Origin of the sequence: Tenuifilum sp. (genome assembly GCF_037481895.1) — a bacterium.
GTDB lineage: Bacteria > Bacteroidota > Bacteroidia > Bacteroidales > Tenuifilaceae > Tenuifilum > Tenuifilum osseticum.
In genome coordinates, this window is the sequence record NZ_JBBFKU010000004.1 from 1 (window position 1) to 17,493 (window position 17,493).

Sequence of the window (17,493 nt, forward strand, 5' to 3'; positions counted from 1 at the left end):
ATGTATGATACCAAAGTATTGCCCAAGTAAAGCAAGTGATCGGAGTTTAGAAGCTGGTTCGAATATCCTTATTGCTACCAAATCATTCAGCAACGCTGGTAAACCGTCAAACCCGATTTGTCTCTGGATAGCCCTTATCTGCCTGTAAAACAAATGATATTTTACGCCTATAAAAGAGCTGTGATTGGTGTGTAAAACACTATTGGGATTTGAATCAGAAAAAATAGAAAGCTGACCGGTGTAATCCTTTATCCACTCATTGGCCAGTATCATTAGCTCCTTTAGCGTCTCACCAGAATGGGCAGAGCCAATATGCTTAAGAATAACTCTTTTATTATTCTGATAGCTAACCACTTGAACCGCTTTTGCATTAGAATTTGTTTTTACAACCCGTATTCTCATTTTTGAATTAGTGCCTTAGTGCGGTAAAAATACCACTTTTTCTATACATATCGTCTGATTTTCAATTATTTAAAACCGCACTAAATTTTATGGGTACAAGTCAGGAAAAATTTGCTTTTTTTCAAAGTGTCAAGCTGAAAACAAAAAGAAATGCTTTTAAATGGGTTTTATAAGGCATCTGCTGTTGGAATAGTCGATATTAATGGTTAACAGGTGCCAGCCCTCAAGAAAATCTAAGTTAGACTATTTGGGTATTCCTTACAGGTTACTCTCCAGACAAGCCCGTTTATGCTTACCAGACATTTAAACGTAATACTATTAACTATATGCATCTTTTTAAAATCATAGATTTTCATTGCAAATGCAACTTTTGGGGGCAATAGTTTAAGGGGCTGAAGAAAACCCTAATTTTTCATGAACGAGAGAGAAAGAAAATGGCTTTCCCCAACCTTTCCGGTTGGGTTTTTGCTATTAATGGAGCCATGGCTTATTGGTTATCCACCTTTGCCTCAAGGGCGTCCTGAATATCGGCTGGTATGTTTGTGAAAAAGTTGTAACCGGTTAGGTTCTCAACGGAATCGACACTTACCCGGTAGTATGTCCACTGGTACTTTGAACACTCCTGATTGTTAGGAATAACCACTGCAATAACCCTTGTTGAGGTGTTAATGCGCGATATGTCGTTGTTACCATTGGGGAGCACAAGCGCAATTTTCCACACATGGCTTGGAACCACAACGCCCGATTTTAGAATGGTGAAAGTGCCTTTGTTGCTGGTTCCTCCCTCGCCGTAAGGCCCACTGATTATGTAAAGCTCTGAGCCGCTTTTTGCCAGGTTCCGGCAGTAGCTTTCAAAACTCTCCCACACAATCTGGTTATTGTTAGGCGATTGGGGTACCATGTTGGTCATCAGGAAGGTTGCCGAGTTATCGGCAACGGTGGCGGTACGGTCGGCACTGGGGCACATATGCCCACGGTCGAAACCGTACTGGGAATAGTAATAGTCCGATTCGGTTACGCGGTACCATGTGTCGGGTAATGTGTAATCGGCCCTGAAATCATCCTGGCGCGAAACACTACCCAACCAGCTGGAGTTTAGGTGCCATGCCACCCAGTTGGCAGTTCGTTTTGAGTTGTTGTACGATAAACAGTACTGGGGTTTAACCATTAGGTAGTTATTGGCACTCACAATATTGGTGGTTGCACCTGTTGGATTGCCGAGTAAAAGGTGGTCGTTGTCAACTAATGCTGGGTTTTCGGAAGCGGTAATAAAGGTTCGTTCAACGCTGTACGATGTTCCTGCGCTGGTTATAGCGTATGCACGGATATAATACTGAGTTCCACTTTCCAGGTTTTCTAATGTAGCCGAAAAGGAGCCAATGCCTCCATTAAGGGCAATTTTGTTATTGGCAATGGTAGGCATAGGTGATTTGCTCCAGCAGAATCCCCTTTCAGTTACCGTTTCACCTCCTGCCGAGATAATGCTTGCCGAGCATTGGGCAGCGGTTTTAGTTACTGATGTGAATGAAATATCGGAAATGGCTGCAAGTTCCGGCTGGGTTTTAAAGCTAACACTATTGCTGTATGTGGTTCCGTTGGCATTGGTGGCATAAGCTTTTATGTAGTATGTTGTGTTGGGGGCAAGACCCTTTATTGTGCTGGTGAACTCACCAATTCCCTTACCGTCAATATTCCTGTAGTCGGAAATGGTTGGGTTTCCGGTGGTATTCCAGCATACACCCTTACTTAACACTTGCGTTCCACCATCGTCCAGTACCTTGCTATTACAAATGGCAGAATAGGTGTAAATGGTTGAAACTTCAACTGCTGAAATCTTTGGAAGAGCCTTATCCTCATTACAACCAACCAGTGTAAATGTTCCCAGTAAGGTAAAAACAATGATAAAAACCTTTGAGTAGTTAATGACTGTTACTTTCATGCCAATATTGACTTATGCTATACCGTGCAAAAGTAATTATTTAGCATGGTAAGTATAGTTAAGTTATGTTTTGCCGATGGTTTTTAGATAAAATATGTGCTTTTTGTTTAATATAGTAGTGGAATATTCTTAAATTGTCTGATAATTATGGTGATAATAATTATTTATGCTATGACGATTCAAGACCTTTTGGGATGTTAATGGTAACCCTTGTTCCTTGTGGCGTGCCATCGTTAGAGTAAAGGTCAACTATTTGAATGTTAAACTTTTGGCCGTACATGGAGTTCAGCAGGTCAATGCGTTGCTGGGTAATCTGAAAGCCTCTTGAGCGGTGTGCCTTATTGGTAGTTTCCTGAATTTTACGGGCTTGCTCACGGCCTACGCCATTGTCCTCAATGGTGCAAAGTACCGATGTTTCCATATCGCTTATGGTTACCTGCACATGGCCCGATTTGTCCGGTTTAAGCATAATACCATGCCAAATGGCATTCTCCACAAAGGGTTGTATCATCAGGGTGGGGATTTTAATATCGAGAACCGATTCATTGTTCTGGTAATCGATATCGTAGGTGAATTTTCCCTGAAGCCTGAGGGCTTCCAGCTCAAGGTAAAGCCTAAGCGATTCAAGCTCATCGCGAAGCGGAATGGCAGAGTGTAGGGAGTTGTCGAGCGTAAAACGCATTAACCGGGCAAACTTGGTAAGGTATTTATGTGAGCTAATGGTATCTTTCTCCAGTATGTAGTACTGTATGGAGTTTAGGGTGTTAAAGATGAAGTGGGGGTTCATTTGCTGGCGTAACGATTGTTGCTTGTATAGGTTGATGTTGCTAATAAGCTCATTGCGTTTTTTCAGCTCTGACAACCGAATGTAGTAAATGAGGTAAAGGAATCCGGATAGTATTATGGTAAATGATACAATAAACCAGATCCTTTGCCAGTATGGTGGTTCAACAGTAAATGCAAGGGTTGCTGGAGTGCCCCAAACTCCGTTGGAATTCTGGGCCTCAACCTCAAAGGTAAACTTACCCGGTTTAAATGAAGTGTATAGGTTTTGAGTAGCTGAGGTATAAACCCAGTTTGAGTCAAGTCCCACAATTCGTGACCTGTAAAGAACTTTTCCCATATTTTTAAACGATAGCCCTACATACGATATGTTTAAATACTTTGTTCCGTATGGAATGTTTATACTCCCGGGTGTCCAACGGTAAGTACTATCGTTAATTTCAATTGAGGTAATGTAGGTTTGAGGTTTGTAGCTGTTAGGTTTAATTCTAGCAATAGGCAGAATTGATAAACCGCTGGTTGTTCCAATGTATGCAATAGAATCGTTTACATAAAGCGAAACAATATCGTTACTAACTAAACCATCGCTGGTTGTAAGGTTTTGTATATTAAAACCATTACCTTCAATTGAAATAATTGACAATCCCTGCCTGGTGCCAACCCAGATCCTATTTTTATGCGCAAAGAATGTGTAAACTGAGTTTGAAATCAACCCGTCGTTTTTTGTTATCTGGGAGGTTTTCCCATTCTTATCCACTAAAACTATTCCGGCACCATTTGTCCCAATCCAAAGTTTTTCTTCTTTTGGGTCAAAGTAAAGTGCATTGCCCGGGTATGCTAAAAGCGGATCTTCATCGCCAAGGTATTGAAAAAGCTTATTGGAGTACTTCCAAAGACCATTTGAGGTCAGGAACCAAACGTTTCCTTTGTTATCTTCCTCAATGCCAAGAATTAGAGCCGAAAACCCAGTTTTGCCGGAATGATAAACCACTTTATTGTCCTGAATCTTTACTATACCGTAGCCAGTTGACACCCAGTAATAATTTCCCTTTCTTCCTTTAATGATTCTACGTGGATAAACAGGCGTTTCTGATTCAACCAAATGGTATTTATTGTTTTGGATGTAGCCAAGGTGCCCAAATGAGCAAATCCAAAGTCTATTGTAAACTTCATCGCCCAGAAAGTAGCGGACATACGAGGCATTACCCTGGGCTTTATGTAAGTGTATTTTTTGAACCCTACCATCTTTTGTAACCATATCAACCCAACCCATCTGATAACCAAGGTATATATTGCCATCCTTCTCGTACACAGCTTTTATTCTGTTATCGCTTAAGCCATTTTGGGTGGTAAGGGTTTGTATATGGATATTGGGGATATACAAAACACCATTGTCAATGGTAGAGATCCAGTATGCTTCTTCTTTATCCTTAAAAACAGAAGTTATTTGGAATTTCTTTAGTAATCTATTTGCGTTTAATCCATTTTGGTTTGATAATGGCGACAAGCGTAAACCTCCATCAAAATCGGTTGAAATAATATATTCATCATTGGCGCTTAACCAGATAGTTGATTTATTTTGTTTATCAACCCATTTCAGTTTATTGTTAACAAAACACGAAATGGTTTCATCGAGCGAGATGTAAAGAGTTGAGTCGTTAGTCTTCAGGCCGAAGAAATGAACGGGTTTACTCCCATTAAATACTGCATTTATTGGTATTCGGGTAGTTTTACTGGGCGTATTTATAATTAGCTCTTGCTTTAGGGGTTTATCGGGATTTGAAATTAATATCTTTTTCCCGCTAAATTCATTTATTACAGCAACCCCTTCGCTGTTAATGCCGTCAATTTTTCGGAAAATCCCCTCTGGTGTAATTTGAAAAATGCCATACTCTTTTACTCCCATGTAAACATTATCAAGGGTATCCACATAGAACGCCATCTTAATAGGCCCTTTTGATTTGGCTGGTATGTTTTGCCGTATCTTATTGTTGTGAGGGTAGGGGAAAATTATGCCATTTTCATAGTAGCAGAGTGCTCCTGAGTATGGGATAAACCAAATTCGACCCTTGTAGTCCTCATATATTTCAAAAACAATATTATCCACAAGCCCCGATTGCACATCGAAATTTTTGAAAGAGTAGCCGTCGAACCTGCTAACGCCTGTACTGGTTGCCATCCAGATGTAGCCCTTTGAATCCTGAATCACATGGAATACCTCATTCCCTGCAAGTCCATCGTTTACGGTGAAGTTACGGTAAACAGGATCGTACTGGCCAATTACGATGGTTGCTAAAAGCAAAAATGGTATGGTTAGAAGCCTGGACATTTATGCCGGTTGCGGGAATCTATTTTTAACTATAATTAATATATATGCTAAAATAAGAAAATAATCAAAACCTTTGAGCTAACAATAAAAAAAAGCCGCTCAAAGGCGGCTTTTTTTTATTCATATCAACGGGTTACTCGTTACCAGCCATTTTTTTGTAGGTGTTGTAACGCCACTTTGCATTCTCCTCGGCGGCCTTGAACAGTTCCTCAGCTTGCTGAGGGAACGAGAGCTGTAACGATGTGTAGCGCACTTCCCCTTTTAGAAAATCCTGGAACAGGTTCCATTCTGGCTCCTTGGAGTCGAGCTGGAAGGGGTTCTTTCCTTCAGCCTCAAGCATGGGGTTGTAACGGTAAAGCTGCCAGTAGCCTGACTTCACGGCCATTTTGGCCTCATTCTGGGTTGCACCCATACCCTTGCGGATACCGTGGTTGATACAGGGTGAGTAAGCAATGATCAACGAAGGTCCGGGGTAGGCTTCGGCTTCCTTAATGGCTTTGAAGTACTGGTTATGGTCAGCCCCCATGGCTACCTGGGCAACGTAAACGTATCCGTACGACATGGCCATCATGCCAAGGTCTTTCTTACGAACGCGCTTACCCGATGCAGCAAACTTAGCTACAGCAGCAGCAGGTGTTGATTTTGAAGCCTGACCACCGGTATTGGAGTAAACCTCAGTATCGAGTACTAGAATGTTTACATCTTCACCGGTTGAAAGTACATGGTCAAGACCACCGTAACCAATATCATATGCCCAGCCATCGCCACCAAATATCCAAACCGATTTCTTTTCAAAGTACTGCTTCAGGTTGAGCAGTTCCTTTGCTATAGGGCTATTTTCTTTTTCAAGTGCAGCAATGAGTTTTGCCGATGCAACACGCGATTGCTCTGCATTGTCTTTACCGGCAAGCCATTCTTTCATGGCTTCCTTGGTTTCAGCAGCAAAGCTACCGTTTAGGGCATCCTGGAGTTTCAGGGCTATGCGCTCGCGCAGCTTAGCCACACCAGTTGCTATACCAAAACCGTACTCAGCATTGTCCTCAAATAGTGAGTTAGCCCAGGCAACACCTTTGCCATCCTTGTTGGCAGTGTATGGGGTTGAAGGAGCTGAACCACCATAGATAGATGAGCAACCTGTGGCGTTAGCAACAATCATTCTATCGCCATAAAGTTGAGTAATAGCCTTGATGTATGGGGTTTCACCACAGCCTGCACAAGCACCGCTGAACTCAAATAGAGGCTGAGCAAACTGGCTGTTCTTAACCGATTTCTCTTTACCAAGCACATCCTTGTAACCCACCTTTTCGTGCATGTAATCGAAGCGTTCAGCTTCGGCCATCTGGGTTTCGATGGGTTTCATCACAAGGGCTTTAGTCTTAGCAGGGCAAACATCGGCACAGTTGCCGCAACCGGTACAGTCGAGTACGCTTACCTGAATGCGGAAGTTGTAATCCTTGATACCGCCATTGCCACGAACGGTTTTGGTGCCTTCGGGAGCGTTCTTTAGCTCCTCGTCGGTTAGTAGGAACGGACGGATAGCAGCATGGGGACAAACGTATGAGCACTGGTTACATTGGATACAGTTTTCCGGTATCCATTCGGGTACGTTAACTGCAATACCGCGTTTCTCGTACTTGGTGGTACCTGCAGGGAAAGTACCATCCTCACGATCAATGAAAGCACTTACAGGTAAATCGTCGCCCTTTTGTAGGTTAATGGGCAGTACCACCTTATTGATGAATTCGGGAGCGCCTGCAATCTCTGATTGTTTTTCGGGCTCAAGGTTTGCCCACTCTGCCGGAACATCAATTTTAATTACATCGCCACCCCTATCAACAGCAGCGTAGTTCATTTTAAGCACCTCTTCACCCTTGCGGCCGTACGATTTTTCAATGGCTTTCTTCATCTCCTTAACTGCCAGTTCGTAAGGAATTACGTTGGCAATCTTAAAGAATGCGCTTTGCATGATAGTGTTGGTACGGTTACCCAAACCAAGATCTTCAGCAATTTGCGTTGCGTTGATTATGTAAAAGTTGATGTTATTCTGGGCAAGGTATTTTTTTACCGAGTTTGGTAATTTTTCCTTAACCTCATCGATGCTCCAAATGGTGTTGAGCAGGAAGGTACCGCCCTTTTGCAACCCTTTGAGCATATCGTACTTACCAAGGTAAGCCTGAACGTGGCAAGCCACAAAATCGGGGGTGTTTACAAGGTAGGGCGAGCGAATGGGCTGGTCGCCAAAGCGCAGGTGCGATACAGTTATACCACCCGATTTCTTTGAGTCGTAGGCAAAGTAGGCCTGGCAGTATTTTGGGGTATTATCACCAATAATCTTGATAGAGTTCTTGTTAGCACCAACAGTACCGTCGGAGCCCAAGCCGTAAAATTTAGCCTGGAATGTTCCCTTTGGTGAAAGGTTGATTTCCTGGCCTACAGGCAACGACTTAAAGGTTACATCGTCAACAATACCAACGGTGAACTGGTTCTTGGGTTCTTTCATCTTGAGGTTTTCGAACACAGCAATCATTTGAGCCGGAGTTGTGTCCTTGGAGCTTAAGCCGTAACGGCCCCCAACAACAAGAGGAGCGTTTTCCATGCCATAGAATAGATCCTTAACATCAAGGTATAAAGGATCGCCATTGGCACCTGGTTCCTTGGTGCGGTCAAGAACTGCTATGCGCTTAACGCTCTTGGGAAGAACCTTGAAGAAGTATTTTGCCGAGAACGGACGATACAGGTGAACAATAAGCACACCAACCTTTTCGCCTTTCGACATCAGGTAGTCAACGGTTTCCTTAAGGGTATCGGTAACTGAACCCATTGCTATGATGATATTCTCAGCGTTGGGGTCACCGTAGTAGTTGAATGGGTGGTACTCGCGACCGGTTAGCTTGGTAATTTCCTGCATGTATGCTTCCACAACATCGGGAACGGCATCGTAGAACTTGTTAGCAGCCTCGCGTGTCTGGAAGTAGATATCGGGGTTTTGGGCTGTACCACGTGTAACAGGATGTTCAGGGTTGAGAGCCCTGTCGCGGAATGCCTGTAGGGCTTTCTGGTCGATGAGCGGAGCCAAATCGTCGTTCTCTAAAACTTCGATCTTTTGAATCTCGTGCGATGTTCTGAAACCATCGAAGAAGTGAAGGAAAGGAACTCTGGTTTTGATGGCAGCCAGGTGAGCCACACCGGCAAGGTCCATCACTTCCTGAACACCACCGGTAGCCAACATGGCAAAACCGCACTGGCGAGTGCTCATCACGTCGCTGTGGTCGCCAAAAATGGACAACGCCTGGGCCGCAATGCTACGAGCAGAAACGTGGAATACACCCGGGAGTAACTCTCCCGAAATTTTATACATGTTGGGGATCATCAGCAACAACCCTTGCGATGCGGTGAAGGTTGATGTTAATGCACCTGATTGCAACGAACCATGCACTGCTCCTGCAGCACCAGCTTCGCTTTGCATTTCAACCACCTTTACTGTGTCGCCAAATATGTTCTTTCGACCAAATGCCGACCACTCGTCTACATACTCGGCCATGGTGGATGATGGGGTGATGGGGTAAATAGCTGCAACCTCGCTAAACATATATGCTATGTGCGCAGCAGCATAGTTACCATCACATGTAATGAACTTTTTCTCTTTTCCCATTTCAGTTTGATTGTTATGATGGTTAGTAATAATTTTTAAGCCCACGCAAAGTTAATACTATTACCTGATTTTTTTCATGCTTTACAACAATTTGCAAAGTAGCACTTGAGGGTTAATGTGCTGAAAACGTTTGAAATACATCTTTTTTACTTGGAGCCCTAGTAATAATATGAAAGTAATTTGACTATTTTTATGATAATATGTAACCCGATTGTGAAAATTTTAACAACACCATAAAAAATTTTTAAAATGTGATTTCGTTTTATTAGTTTCGCAAAATTCAATTTTTGCTAAAAAAAGTTAAAACCAAGCCGTATGCCCAAACATTATAAGATTGGTATTTTAAAGGAAACCAAAACGCCACCCGATAGGAGGGTTGCCCTAACGCCTGAACAGGTTGTTGAGGTAATGAATAAGTTTGAAAACGTTGATGTGGTGGTTCAACCCAGCGAGCTAAGGTGCTATAAGGATGATGAATATCTACGCGTTGGGGTAAAGTTACAGGATGATTTATCGGATTGCGACTTACTTATCGGTGTAAAGGAGACTAAAATCCCAACTATAATCCCGGGTAAAACATACATGGAATTTGCCCACGTGGCTAAAAAACAACCGCACAATCAGAAACTTATTCAGGCATTTGCCGAAAATAGCAATACAGTTATTGATTACGAGTATTTGACTGACAGGAACGGGGTGCGCTTAGTAGCCTTTGGCCATTGGGCTGGTGTAGTTGGAGCATACAATGCCCTAAGGGCAATTTACCTAAAACACAAGTTGGGCGAGTTACCCCCTGCTCATACGCTTCACGATTACAATGAGCTCAAAGGCGTTTTGAGTGAAATTAGGTTGCCTGCACTTAAGTTTGTTATTACCGGTGGAGGCAGGGTGGCTGGTGGAGCACAGGAGGTGCTTGGGCAAGCCAATGTTGTTGAGGTTACTCACGAGGAGTTCTTATCCAGGGAATTTGATCATCCGGTTTACACTCGTTTGGATCCATGGCACTATGCCAAGCGCAAGGATGATAAACCTTTTGAGTGGGATTACTGGGTGAGTAACCCAGCCGACCACGTAAGCACTTTCTTACCCTATGCACATACTGCCGATGTGTTTATTGCTTGCCATTACTGGGATTTTCGTTCGCCCCACTTTTTCACGGTTGATGATATGAAGCAACCCGATTTCAGGATTTCAATTATTGCCGATGTAAGTTGCGATATTCCCGGCCCAATACCTTCAACCATAAAGGCTTCAACTATTGCCGATCCTTTCTTCGATTTCAATCCAACAACCGGAAAGGAGGAACCTGCATTTTCGTGTGGAATGAATGTTACCGTTATGTCAATTGATAATTTACCCGGCGAGCTACCACGGGATGCCAGCGAGTTTTTTGGCCGATTGCTTATTGATAAGGTGTTACCGCATTTACTGTGCGACGATTGCGAGGGAGTTATTGAGCGAGCAACTATCCTAAAGGATGGCAAGTTAACTCCCCGATACGCATACCTACAGGACTACCTCAGCGGGAAAGAGTAGTAAACGCGTTTTAACCGGTGAATATCACCGGTTTTTTCTTGCTCGTTCAGTTAGTAGTAAGTCGGCAAGGGCAATTGCTGTAATGGCTTCAGCAACAACAGGGACCCTGAGCGCAATACAGGTATCATGCCTGCCCTGAACTGTTAGGGATTCTGTTTTTCCGGTTTTAACGTTTAGGGTTTGCTGTGGCTTTGCTATGCTCGATGTGGGTTTTACTGCTATTCGGAAAACCAATGGATTACCGTTAGTAATACCCCCATTTATTCCACCGGCATGGTTGGTGGCTGTGCTTCCAGAGCTGTCAGTAATCAGGTCGTTATGTTCTGAACCTCGCATACGCGATGCTGCAAAACCCGAGCCAAACTCAATACCTTTTACGGCAGGAATGGAAAACGCCAGATGGCTTATTACCGATTCAGCTGAATCGAAAAATGGTTCACCGAGGCCCATGGGGATTCCCGTGGCAACGCATTCCACAATTCCACCTATGGAATCGTTTTGCTTTTGGGTTTCGGCAATGGCTTCGTCAATATTAGTTTTGCCTCCTGCCTCAATGAGCCTTGCTTCAATGCTAACCTGGGGTATTACCTTTTTGGCTACCACACCGGCTGCAACCAGCCCAAGGGTTAGTCGGCCCGAGAAATGTCCGCCCCCCCGGTAATCGTTGTAACCATCAAACTTATGGTATGCAACAAAATCGGAATGCCCGGGACGGGGAACATCTTTCAGCTTATCGTAATCGGCCGATTTTGTATTCTCATTCCTGAAGAGTATTGTTAAAGGGGCACCTGTAGTGTAGCCGTTAAACCATCCAGTAGCAATCTCGGGTATATCGCCCTCAACACGGGGAGTGGTTCCTATTGCACCAGCCCTACGGCGGGCTAGATCGGCTGTAAAGTCATCAGCATTTAGCTTTATTCCATGTGGCAAGCCATCAATGGTTACTCCTACCATGGCTCCATGCGATTCGCCAAAGATACTTACCCTGAATATTCTACCAAATGTATTCATATGGTTGCCCTAAAAATTATCGACTTGCATTTTGTAAAGATCGTCAAAAAAGTTTGGATACGATTTGTTTACCGCCTCAGCATTCTCAATTTCAACATCTCCGTTTGCTGTAAGTGCTGCAACAGCACATGCCATGGCAATGCGATGGTCGCCATGCGAGTATGTAATTGCTGATTTAATACTCGTTCCATTTACTACCATCAGATTGCCAACAAGTTCAATTTTAACGCCCATTTTCGTAAACTCTTGCTGTAGGGTAAGCGCCCTGTCCGATTCCTTTCCGTGTAAACGGTTTACCCCAAGTATTTTTGACTGTCCATTGCAATTTGCCGCTAGCGCCACAAGTGGCGGAAAAAGGTCAGGACAGTTACGTGCATCAAAATCGAAAGCCTTCAGGTTGGCTCTTTTGGCTACTATGCTGTTTTCACGAATCGATAGCGAAGCTCCGGCACTCAGTAAGGCTTCAACTATAGCCCTATCAGCTTGTAACGATTTTGGGTTAAGGTTTGTAACCTCAATCTCACCTGCAATTGCCCCAGCCACCAGCATGAATGCAGCTCCACTCCAGTCGCCCTCCACGTTAAAATTACTGGCTTTATATTTCTGGGTTACGGCTATGCGGTAAGTGTTGCCTGGCAGTTCATCAACCCTAACGCCAAATGTCTTCATGGTTTCTATGGTAAGGTCGATATATGGTTTGCTATTCAAGTTATCAACCTTAATGGTTACATCTTTTTTGGCAAAAGGCGAAGCCATGAGTAGGCCGGTAAGCGCCTGTGAACTTTGTGATCCATCTACAGTAATGTATCCACCCTGTATGGGCCCCTGAACGGTAATTGGTAATTTCCCGTTGTTAGTGGTACATCTAACGCCAAGCTTCGCTAATCCATCGGTTACCATGTTCATTGGGCGGTTGGTTAATGAGCCGCTACCAGTAAGGGTTACAGGCGTATTGAATATGGATGCAATGGCAGCAAACATCCTGATGCTTAACCCCGATTCGCCACAGTGCAATATATCATTAGGGTTTTTGGGACCTCCCGTAATGGTTAGTTTGCTCCCATCGCCCACTATATGTGCACCAAGTTTCTTACATGTGTCGATGGCAGCAAGGCAATCGTTGCTGTTGCCTGCATTGTAAATTTTCGATTGTCCTTCGGCCAAGGTTGCCAATGCAATTGCCCGTTGGGCAACACTTTTCGATGCTGGCGCTTGAACCGTCCCTTTAACTGCCGAAGGTTTTACTAATTTCTTCATCCAAGAATTGCTTAAATTCATTATCGTTGCTTGCCGATATTAGTAAATCGTAATCAGTAAACAATTTTTTATCATCTACCATTTGTATCCATTGGGCTTTCAGGTAGTTAAACGTTAACTCATTTTCTACCGCTACGCTCATGATTTCAACAACAGGCGCTTTGCCAGTAAAAATTTTAAACGCCTCCACTGCTTGATTTATAAGCCATTGCTTACCTGAAATTACCCTACACCCAAAGCTCATAAATTGCTCGCTTAGGCTCGATGGGCGGTAATTGGCATCGAGTAGAACTAGATTTCGGGGTATGTTAACTCCCAAAAAAGGGTTTGCGTTTGGGAGTAAGGCCGAAACTACTAACTCAAAGTAGGAGAGTTTATGGGCAACTTCATCAAAATCTATGTAATTTACATTTAGCCTTTTACCTATTTCAATGGCTTTTTGGGTGGTTCTGTTTGCAATATGCACCACTGCACCTGCTTTTTTCAGTCCATATACAGCAGCTGTTGCTGCTGGACCAGCACCTAATACCAGCACTTTCCTACCTATTAGGGCAACACCTGCGTTAACCAAAGCATTTACAACACCGTTCCAATCGGTATTGTAACCGGTAAGTTTGCCGTTCTGGTTGGTTATGGTATTTACCCCGCGTATTTCGGCTACTTCATCGCTAACATGGTTCAGGTATTTGATAACATCTTCCTTAAAGGGTGTGGTAATATTAGCACCTTTAATATTATAGTTTAGGATGATGTCGGTTAGGTCATGTGCACTCCTGGGGCGAATCCTTGTGTATTTGGCATCGATACCCATTTCCCTGAAAACGCTATTGAATAGCTGTGGGCTTTTGCTGTGCAGTATAGGATTACCAAAAACTGCGTAGGTTTCCATACTATAGGGGTTTTAGGGAGTTAAGTAGGGATTCTAAGTATATATAGTCAAGCTGACCCGGAGCTGTTTGATTTTCGGGTAATGCTGCATAGGTGAACGGAGCGCCTAGTAATGGAGCCGCAACCCGAGTGATTGTTCCAATTTGCCCCATACAAAAAGCAACTATGCTGGTATTTTCTTCATAAAGTGAAAGGATGCGGGCGCAATCGCTAGGATTGTTAGCCATACAGGCTATTTTAACTAAAGATACATTATAGGTTTGGGCATTCTCAATAATTTTTTTTAGCAAAGCAGACGTAGGGGTTTCAGTATAGTTATGGTATGAGATTATTACCTTGCAGTTAGCGGCTTGGGCTATAGCTGTTATTTCCCTGATAATTTCAGAAGGCGTGTCAATATCAACATCAACCCAGGCTGCGCCATACCCAATAGCATCAGTAAGGAGATTAAGCATTACATCGAATTCTGACTGTTTAGGCCGGTAGGTTGCAATAAGGTTATCGTGTAAGCCGAATAGCAGCTTTAGTTCATCCCTGTTCAAATTGAGCAAATCAATCCTGATTTCGGCAAGCGAAAGTTTGGGTAGCAAAATTCTAATTGCATGGGAATCAATATTTCCTATGCTAACACATATATCGGGGCGGATAGCTTTCATGCATCATAACCTTTATTCTGCAAACTTTTTTAGTTCCTCTAATGCCATTGTTTCAATTTTGGGGACTCCAATTCCCATTAAAAGGACAAAGTCGATACTGTTGGCATTACGCTTTTTGTCTTTTACCAGAGCTTTGAATACCCTACTGGGTTCAATGTTCATGCAGGTTGGGAGTCCAAATGATTGTAGCAGGTTAATAATTCTCATGTATTCCCTGTTGCTAATAAGTCCTTTCTCCATGGAGAGCCTGCAGGCAAACTCCATTCCAATGCTAACCGCCTTACCGTGCGATATTCCGGTTAGTGTTTCAACGGCGTGACCCCATGTATGGCCAAAATTGAGCAGCTTTCTAATTCCGCTTTCACGTTCATCGGCAGTAACAATGCTTGCTTTAACTCTAATAGATTCCGCTATATGTTTTGATGTTTCAGGTTGATTTAGGTTAAGCAGAGCAATACAGTCGTGCTCAAGCTGTTCAAAAAGTTTGATATCCGAGATTAGGGCATGCTTTACCATCTCGGCAAAACCATTCACAAGTTCCTCGTGGGGCAATGTTTTTAGCAAGCGAGTATCGCAAAGCACAAATCGGGGCTGGGTAAACGTTCCAATAATATTCTTATATCCATCAAGGTCAACTCCATTTTTGCCGCCTACACTTGCATCAACCTGTGAAAGTAAGCTGGTTGACACAAACCCAAATTCAACCCCACGCATGTAGGTGGAAGCCACAAAACCAGCAATATCGCAAACTACACCTCCTCCAATTCCCAGTATAAAGCTACTACGATCGGCGTTGTTCTCCAACAACCAGCGGTAAATACTCTCAATATACCCTAACTGTTTTGATGGTTCACCCGGATTAATTGAGAAAAAGGGTGCCTCTGGAAACACCTTGGCATAGTGCTTTTCAATGTTTTTGTCGGTAATAATGAAAAGCTTTTTTTTAGGAAGATATTTGGTAACTTCCTCAAATCTTTCGTCAACAATAATTGTTGATTTACCGTTCTGGCCTTCAATTAAAATGGTTTCCATTCTTGCATTTAAGGGTTATGCCAAAGTTAACCAAATTTTACCATTTCAGTCCTGTTTTGGGTGATTGCTTCCTGTGTTTGTAACGATTCGCGATGGATGCTATTGAAAAGTTTTTTCACAAAATCAGTTCTGAGCCCCATTTTATGTCCTTTCCCAATCACCCTGTTTAACACCTCGTTCCAACGGTCGGGTTGAATGATTTTTTGACCTGTTTCACTTTTAACGCGGGCTATTTCAGTTGCTATCGCCATCCGGTTTGACAATGCCCAAACCAGTAATTCATCCAAGGCATCAATTTCAGCTCTTAGCTCATTCATTAGCTCTGTATTAGCCTGTTTTTCCTCAAAAAGATTGCGAATCATCAAGTTAAATTGATTGGGTGTAAGCTGTTGCTTGGCATCGCTAAGGGCTATCTTAGGGTTTGGATGTACTTCAACTATTAGCCCGTCGAATCCAAGGTTGATTGCGCGGTTTGAGAGTAACTCAATATACTGCGAATTGCCAGAGATATGGCTAGGGTCTGAAATAACCCTGAGCTCAGGATTGTTGGCTTTTAGCTGTAGGGCTACCTCCCACATTGGGAAGTTTCGGAAAGGCGATGCGTGCCAAACGGTAAATCCCCGGTGTATAGCGCCAACCTCTTTTACTCCTGCCAGGCTAAGTCGGTTAATTGCACCCTCCCAGAGCTTTAGGTCGGGGCTTAACGGATTTTTAACCAGAATCGGGATTTGAACGCCCCTCAAAGCCGATGCTATTTCCTGAACAGCAAAGGGATTGGAAACGGTGCGTGCGCCAATCCATAGCAGATCAGCACCGAACTTCAGGCACTCGTAAACATGCCTCTCGGTTGCAACCTCGGTGGCAAAGGGCATACCGGTTTCCTGCTTTACCTGGTTAAGCCAGATTAGGGCTTCAGTTCCATAGCCCTCAAATGAGTTAGGGGTTGTGCGCGGCTTCCATACTCCAGCCCGCATGTAGTTAACAAGCCCATTCTTTTTAAGTTCCTGAGCCACTTCCATCAGTTGTTGTGGCGACTCAGCACTGCAAGGCCCTGCAATAATTAGTGGCTTGGCATCTTTTTCGGCTGATGGGTTAATGCCTTCTTCAGTTTTTAACTTTTCGTTTGCCATGGTTTAGTATGTTATGATTTTGTTGATTTTCAAATGCGTTTCGTATGTCATTTGCTTGAACTATAAGCCATTGTAACGTTTGGTCGTCGTTTTGCCTAATTGCCAATTCAATCCGATTGAGTTGTTCCTGGAACTCGACAATTGCGCTGAGGATGTTCTCCTTGTTTTGCTTAACTATGGGTAGCCACATGCTAGCGCTACTTTTAGCCAAGCGTGTCATGGAATCAAATCCACTGGATGCAGCCTCCATTGTTTGATTTAAAGAGCCAATTCTATTTACTGAAGCAATTGCCAAGGCATACGACACCAGTTGTGGTAGGTGCGATACATTTGCCATTAGCTTGTCGTGTTGGAGGGAGTCAATAAATTCAACTCTTGCACCCAGTAAATCCCATAGCCCTGTAACTAATTCTACCGCCTGCTTGCTACAAAGGTGTTCATCGCATATGTAAACCAGTTTATCCCTAAATAGGTTTGCGCTTACATTTGCTGCACCTTGTTCTGCACTTCCAGCCATAGGGTGCGACGAAACAAATTTACTTCGTTCTGGATGGGTTGAGAGTACAATATTTATTATTGATTTTGTAGATCCTACATCGAACACAGCTAATGGCTTACCACTTGCGCTAAGTATTCTTGATGCAATTTGCATTACCTGGTCAACTGGTGTTGCTATTGCAACAACATCTGCCATTTGGCAAATCTCCTCCAGTGTATTGGAAGTGTCTATAATACCAGCGTTCATACAAAATTCCTCGTTAAGGGGTTCAATATCAAAACCAATGATGGTTTTAACCTTACCCTTTAATCCAGCTGCCAGTGAAGCCCCAATTTGGCCTAAGCCAATAACTGCAATGGTTAAATTCTTTAGTTCCATA

The 17,493-nt window shown here is 43.3% G+C and carries 12 protein-coding genes; 1 reads left to right on the plus strand and 11 read right to left on the minus strand.

Translation table 11 applies throughout. From position 1 onward, the window contains the following. The 4 genes from WHS63_RS01900 to nifJ all read right to left on the minus strand — a co-directional run. Positions 1 to 402 (minus strand): hypothetical protein (locus WHS63_RS01900; RefSeq protein ID WP_445203643.1); only part of this gene is annotated, 402 nt, incomplete at its 3' end. Positions 403 to 889: 487 nt separating this feature from the next. Beyond that, positions 890 to 2,341 carry a DNA/RNA non-specific endonuclease gene (locus WHS63_RS01905; RefSeq protein ID WP_445203644.1) on the minus strand — a complete coding sequence of 484 codons (1,452 nt, stop codon included), beginning with the start codon at positions 2,339 to 2,341 and terminating at the stop codon, positions 890 to 892. A 169-nt stretch (positions 2,342 to 2,510) separates the two neighbouring features. Further along, positions 2,511 to 5,453 carry a sensor histidine kinase gene (locus tag WHS63_RS01910; protein ID WP_445203645.1) on the minus strand — a complete coding sequence of 981 codons (2,943 nt, stop codon included), beginning with the start codon at positions 5,451 to 5,453 and terminating at the stop codon, positions 2,511 to 2,513. A 133-nt stretch (positions 5,454 to 5,586) separates the two neighbouring features. Next, complete coding sequence (nifJ, locus tag WHS63_RS01915; RefSeq protein WP_445203646.1) at positions 5,587 to 9,105, minus strand: pyruvate:ferredoxin (flavodoxin) oxidoreductase; 3,519 nt, start codon at positions 9,103 to 9,105, stop codon at positions 5,587 to 5,589. 315 nt (positions 9,106 to 9,420) lie between these two features. On the opposite strand from nifJ, the gene WHS63_RS01920 reads away from it, so the two are divergent. Beyond that, positions 9,421 to 10,641, plus strand: coding sequence for an NAD(P)-dependent oxidoreductase (locus tag WHS63_RS01920; RefSeq protein WP_445203647.1), 1,221 nt, complete (start codon positions 9,421 to 9,423; stop codon positions 10,639 to 10,641). 24 nt (positions 10,642 to 10,665) lie between these two features. On the opposite strand, the gene WHS63_RS01925 is transcribed toward WHS63_RS01920, so the two are convergent. Genes WHS63_RS01925 through WHS63_RS01955 form a run of 7 tightly spaced genes read right to left on the minus strand, consistent with a single transcriptional unit; the run spans position 10,666 to position 17,492 of the window. Beyond that, the gene (locus tag WHS63_RS01925) at positions 10,666 to 11,652 is read right to left on the minus strand and encodes a chorismate synthase (RefSeq protein WP_445203648.1); all 987 of its coding nucleotides are present in this window, start codon (positions 11,650 to 11,652) and stop codon (positions 10,666 to 10,668) included. A 9-nt stretch (positions 11,653 to 11,661) separates the two neighbouring features. Next, positions 11,662 to 12,909, minus strand: coding sequence for a 3-phosphoshikimate 1-carboxyvinyltransferase (gene aroA / locus WHS63_RS01930; RefSeq protein ID WP_445203649.1), 1,248 nt, complete (start codon positions 12,907 to 12,909; stop codon positions 11,662 to 11,664). Further along, a complete protein-coding gene (locus tag WHS63_RS01935; RefSeq protein ID WP_445203650.1) occupies positions 12,878 to 13,798 on the minus strand; it encodes a shikimate dehydrogenase family protein in 921 nt (306 codons plus the stop codon). The genes aroA and WHS63_RS01935 overlap by 32 nt, the downstream gene beginning before the upstream one ends. A 1-nt stretch (position 13,799) precedes the next feature. Then, positions 13,800 to 14,453 carry a type I 3-dehydroquinate dehydratase gene (locus WHS63_RS01940; RefSeq protein WP_445203651.1) on the minus strand — a complete coding sequence of 218 codons (654 nt, stop codon included), beginning with the start codon at positions 14,451 to 14,453 and terminating at the stop codon, positions 13,800 to 13,802. Positions 14,454 to 14,465: 12 nt separating this feature from the next. Then, positions 14,466 to 15,485, minus strand: coding sequence for a 3-dehydroquinate synthase (gene aroB, locus WHS63_RS01945; protein ID WP_445203652.1), 1,020 nt, complete (start codon positions 15,483 to 15,485; stop codon positions 14,466 to 14,468). A 26-nt stretch (positions 15,486 to 15,511) separates the two neighbouring features. Further along, complete coding sequence (locus tag WHS63_RS01950; protein ID WP_445203653.1) at positions 15,512 to 16,615, minus strand: chorismate mutase; 1,104 nt, start codon at positions 16,613 to 16,615, stop codon at positions 15,512 to 15,514. Next, positions 16,590 to 17,492 carry a prephenate dehydrogenase gene (locus WHS63_RS01955; protein ID WP_445203654.1) on the minus strand — a complete coding sequence of 301 codons (903 nt, stop codon included), beginning with the start codon at positions 17,490 to 17,492 and terminating at the stop codon, positions 16,590 to 16,592. The genes WHS63_RS01950 and WHS63_RS01955 overlap by 26 nt, the downstream gene beginning before the upstream one ends. Between the last annotated feature and the right edge of the window lies 1 nt (position 17,493).

Coding starts and splice junctions, on each gene's coding strand:
- WHS63_RS01905 (WP_445203644.1), bottom strand. CDS start 2,341: ATGAAAGTAACAGTCATTAACTACTCAAAGGTTTTTATCATTGTTTTT.
- WHS63_RS01910 (WP_445203645.1), bottom strand. CDS start 5,453: ATGTCCAGGCTTCTAACCATACCATTTTTGCTTTTAGCAACCATCGTA.
- nifJ (WP_445203646.1), bottom strand. CDS start 9,105: ATGGGAAAAGAGAAAAAGTTCATTACATGTGATGGTAACTATGCTGCT.
- WHS63_RS01920 (WP_445203647.1), top strand. CDS start 9,421: ATGCCCAAACATTATAAGATTGGTATTTTAAAGGAAACCAAAACGCCA.
- WHS63_RS01925 (WP_445203648.1), bottom strand. CDS start 11,652: ATGAATACATTTGGTAGAATATTCAGGGTAAGTATCTTTGGCGAATCG.
- aroA (WP_445203649.1), bottom strand. CDS start 12,909: ATGAAGAAATTAGTAAAACCTTCGGCAGTTAAAGGGACGGTTCAAGCG.
- WHS63_RS01935 (WP_445203650.1), bottom strand. CDS start 13,798: ATGGAAACCTACGCAGTTTTTGGTAATCCTATACTGCACAGCAAAAGC.
- WHS63_RS01940 (WP_445203651.1), bottom strand. CDS start 14,453: ATGAAAGCTATCCGCCCCGATATATGTGTTAGCATAGGAAATATTGAT.
- aroB (WP_445203652.1), bottom strand. CDS start 15,485: ATGGAAACCATTTTAATTGAAGGCCAGAACGGTAAATCAACAATTATT.
- WHS63_RS01950 (WP_445203653.1), bottom strand. CDS start 16,615: ATGGCAAACGAAAAGTTAAAAACTGAAGAAGGCATTAACCCATCAGCC.
- WHS63_RS01955 (WP_445203654.1), bottom strand. CDS start 17,492: ATGGAACTAAAGAATTTAACCATTGCAGTTATTGGCTTAGGCCAAATT.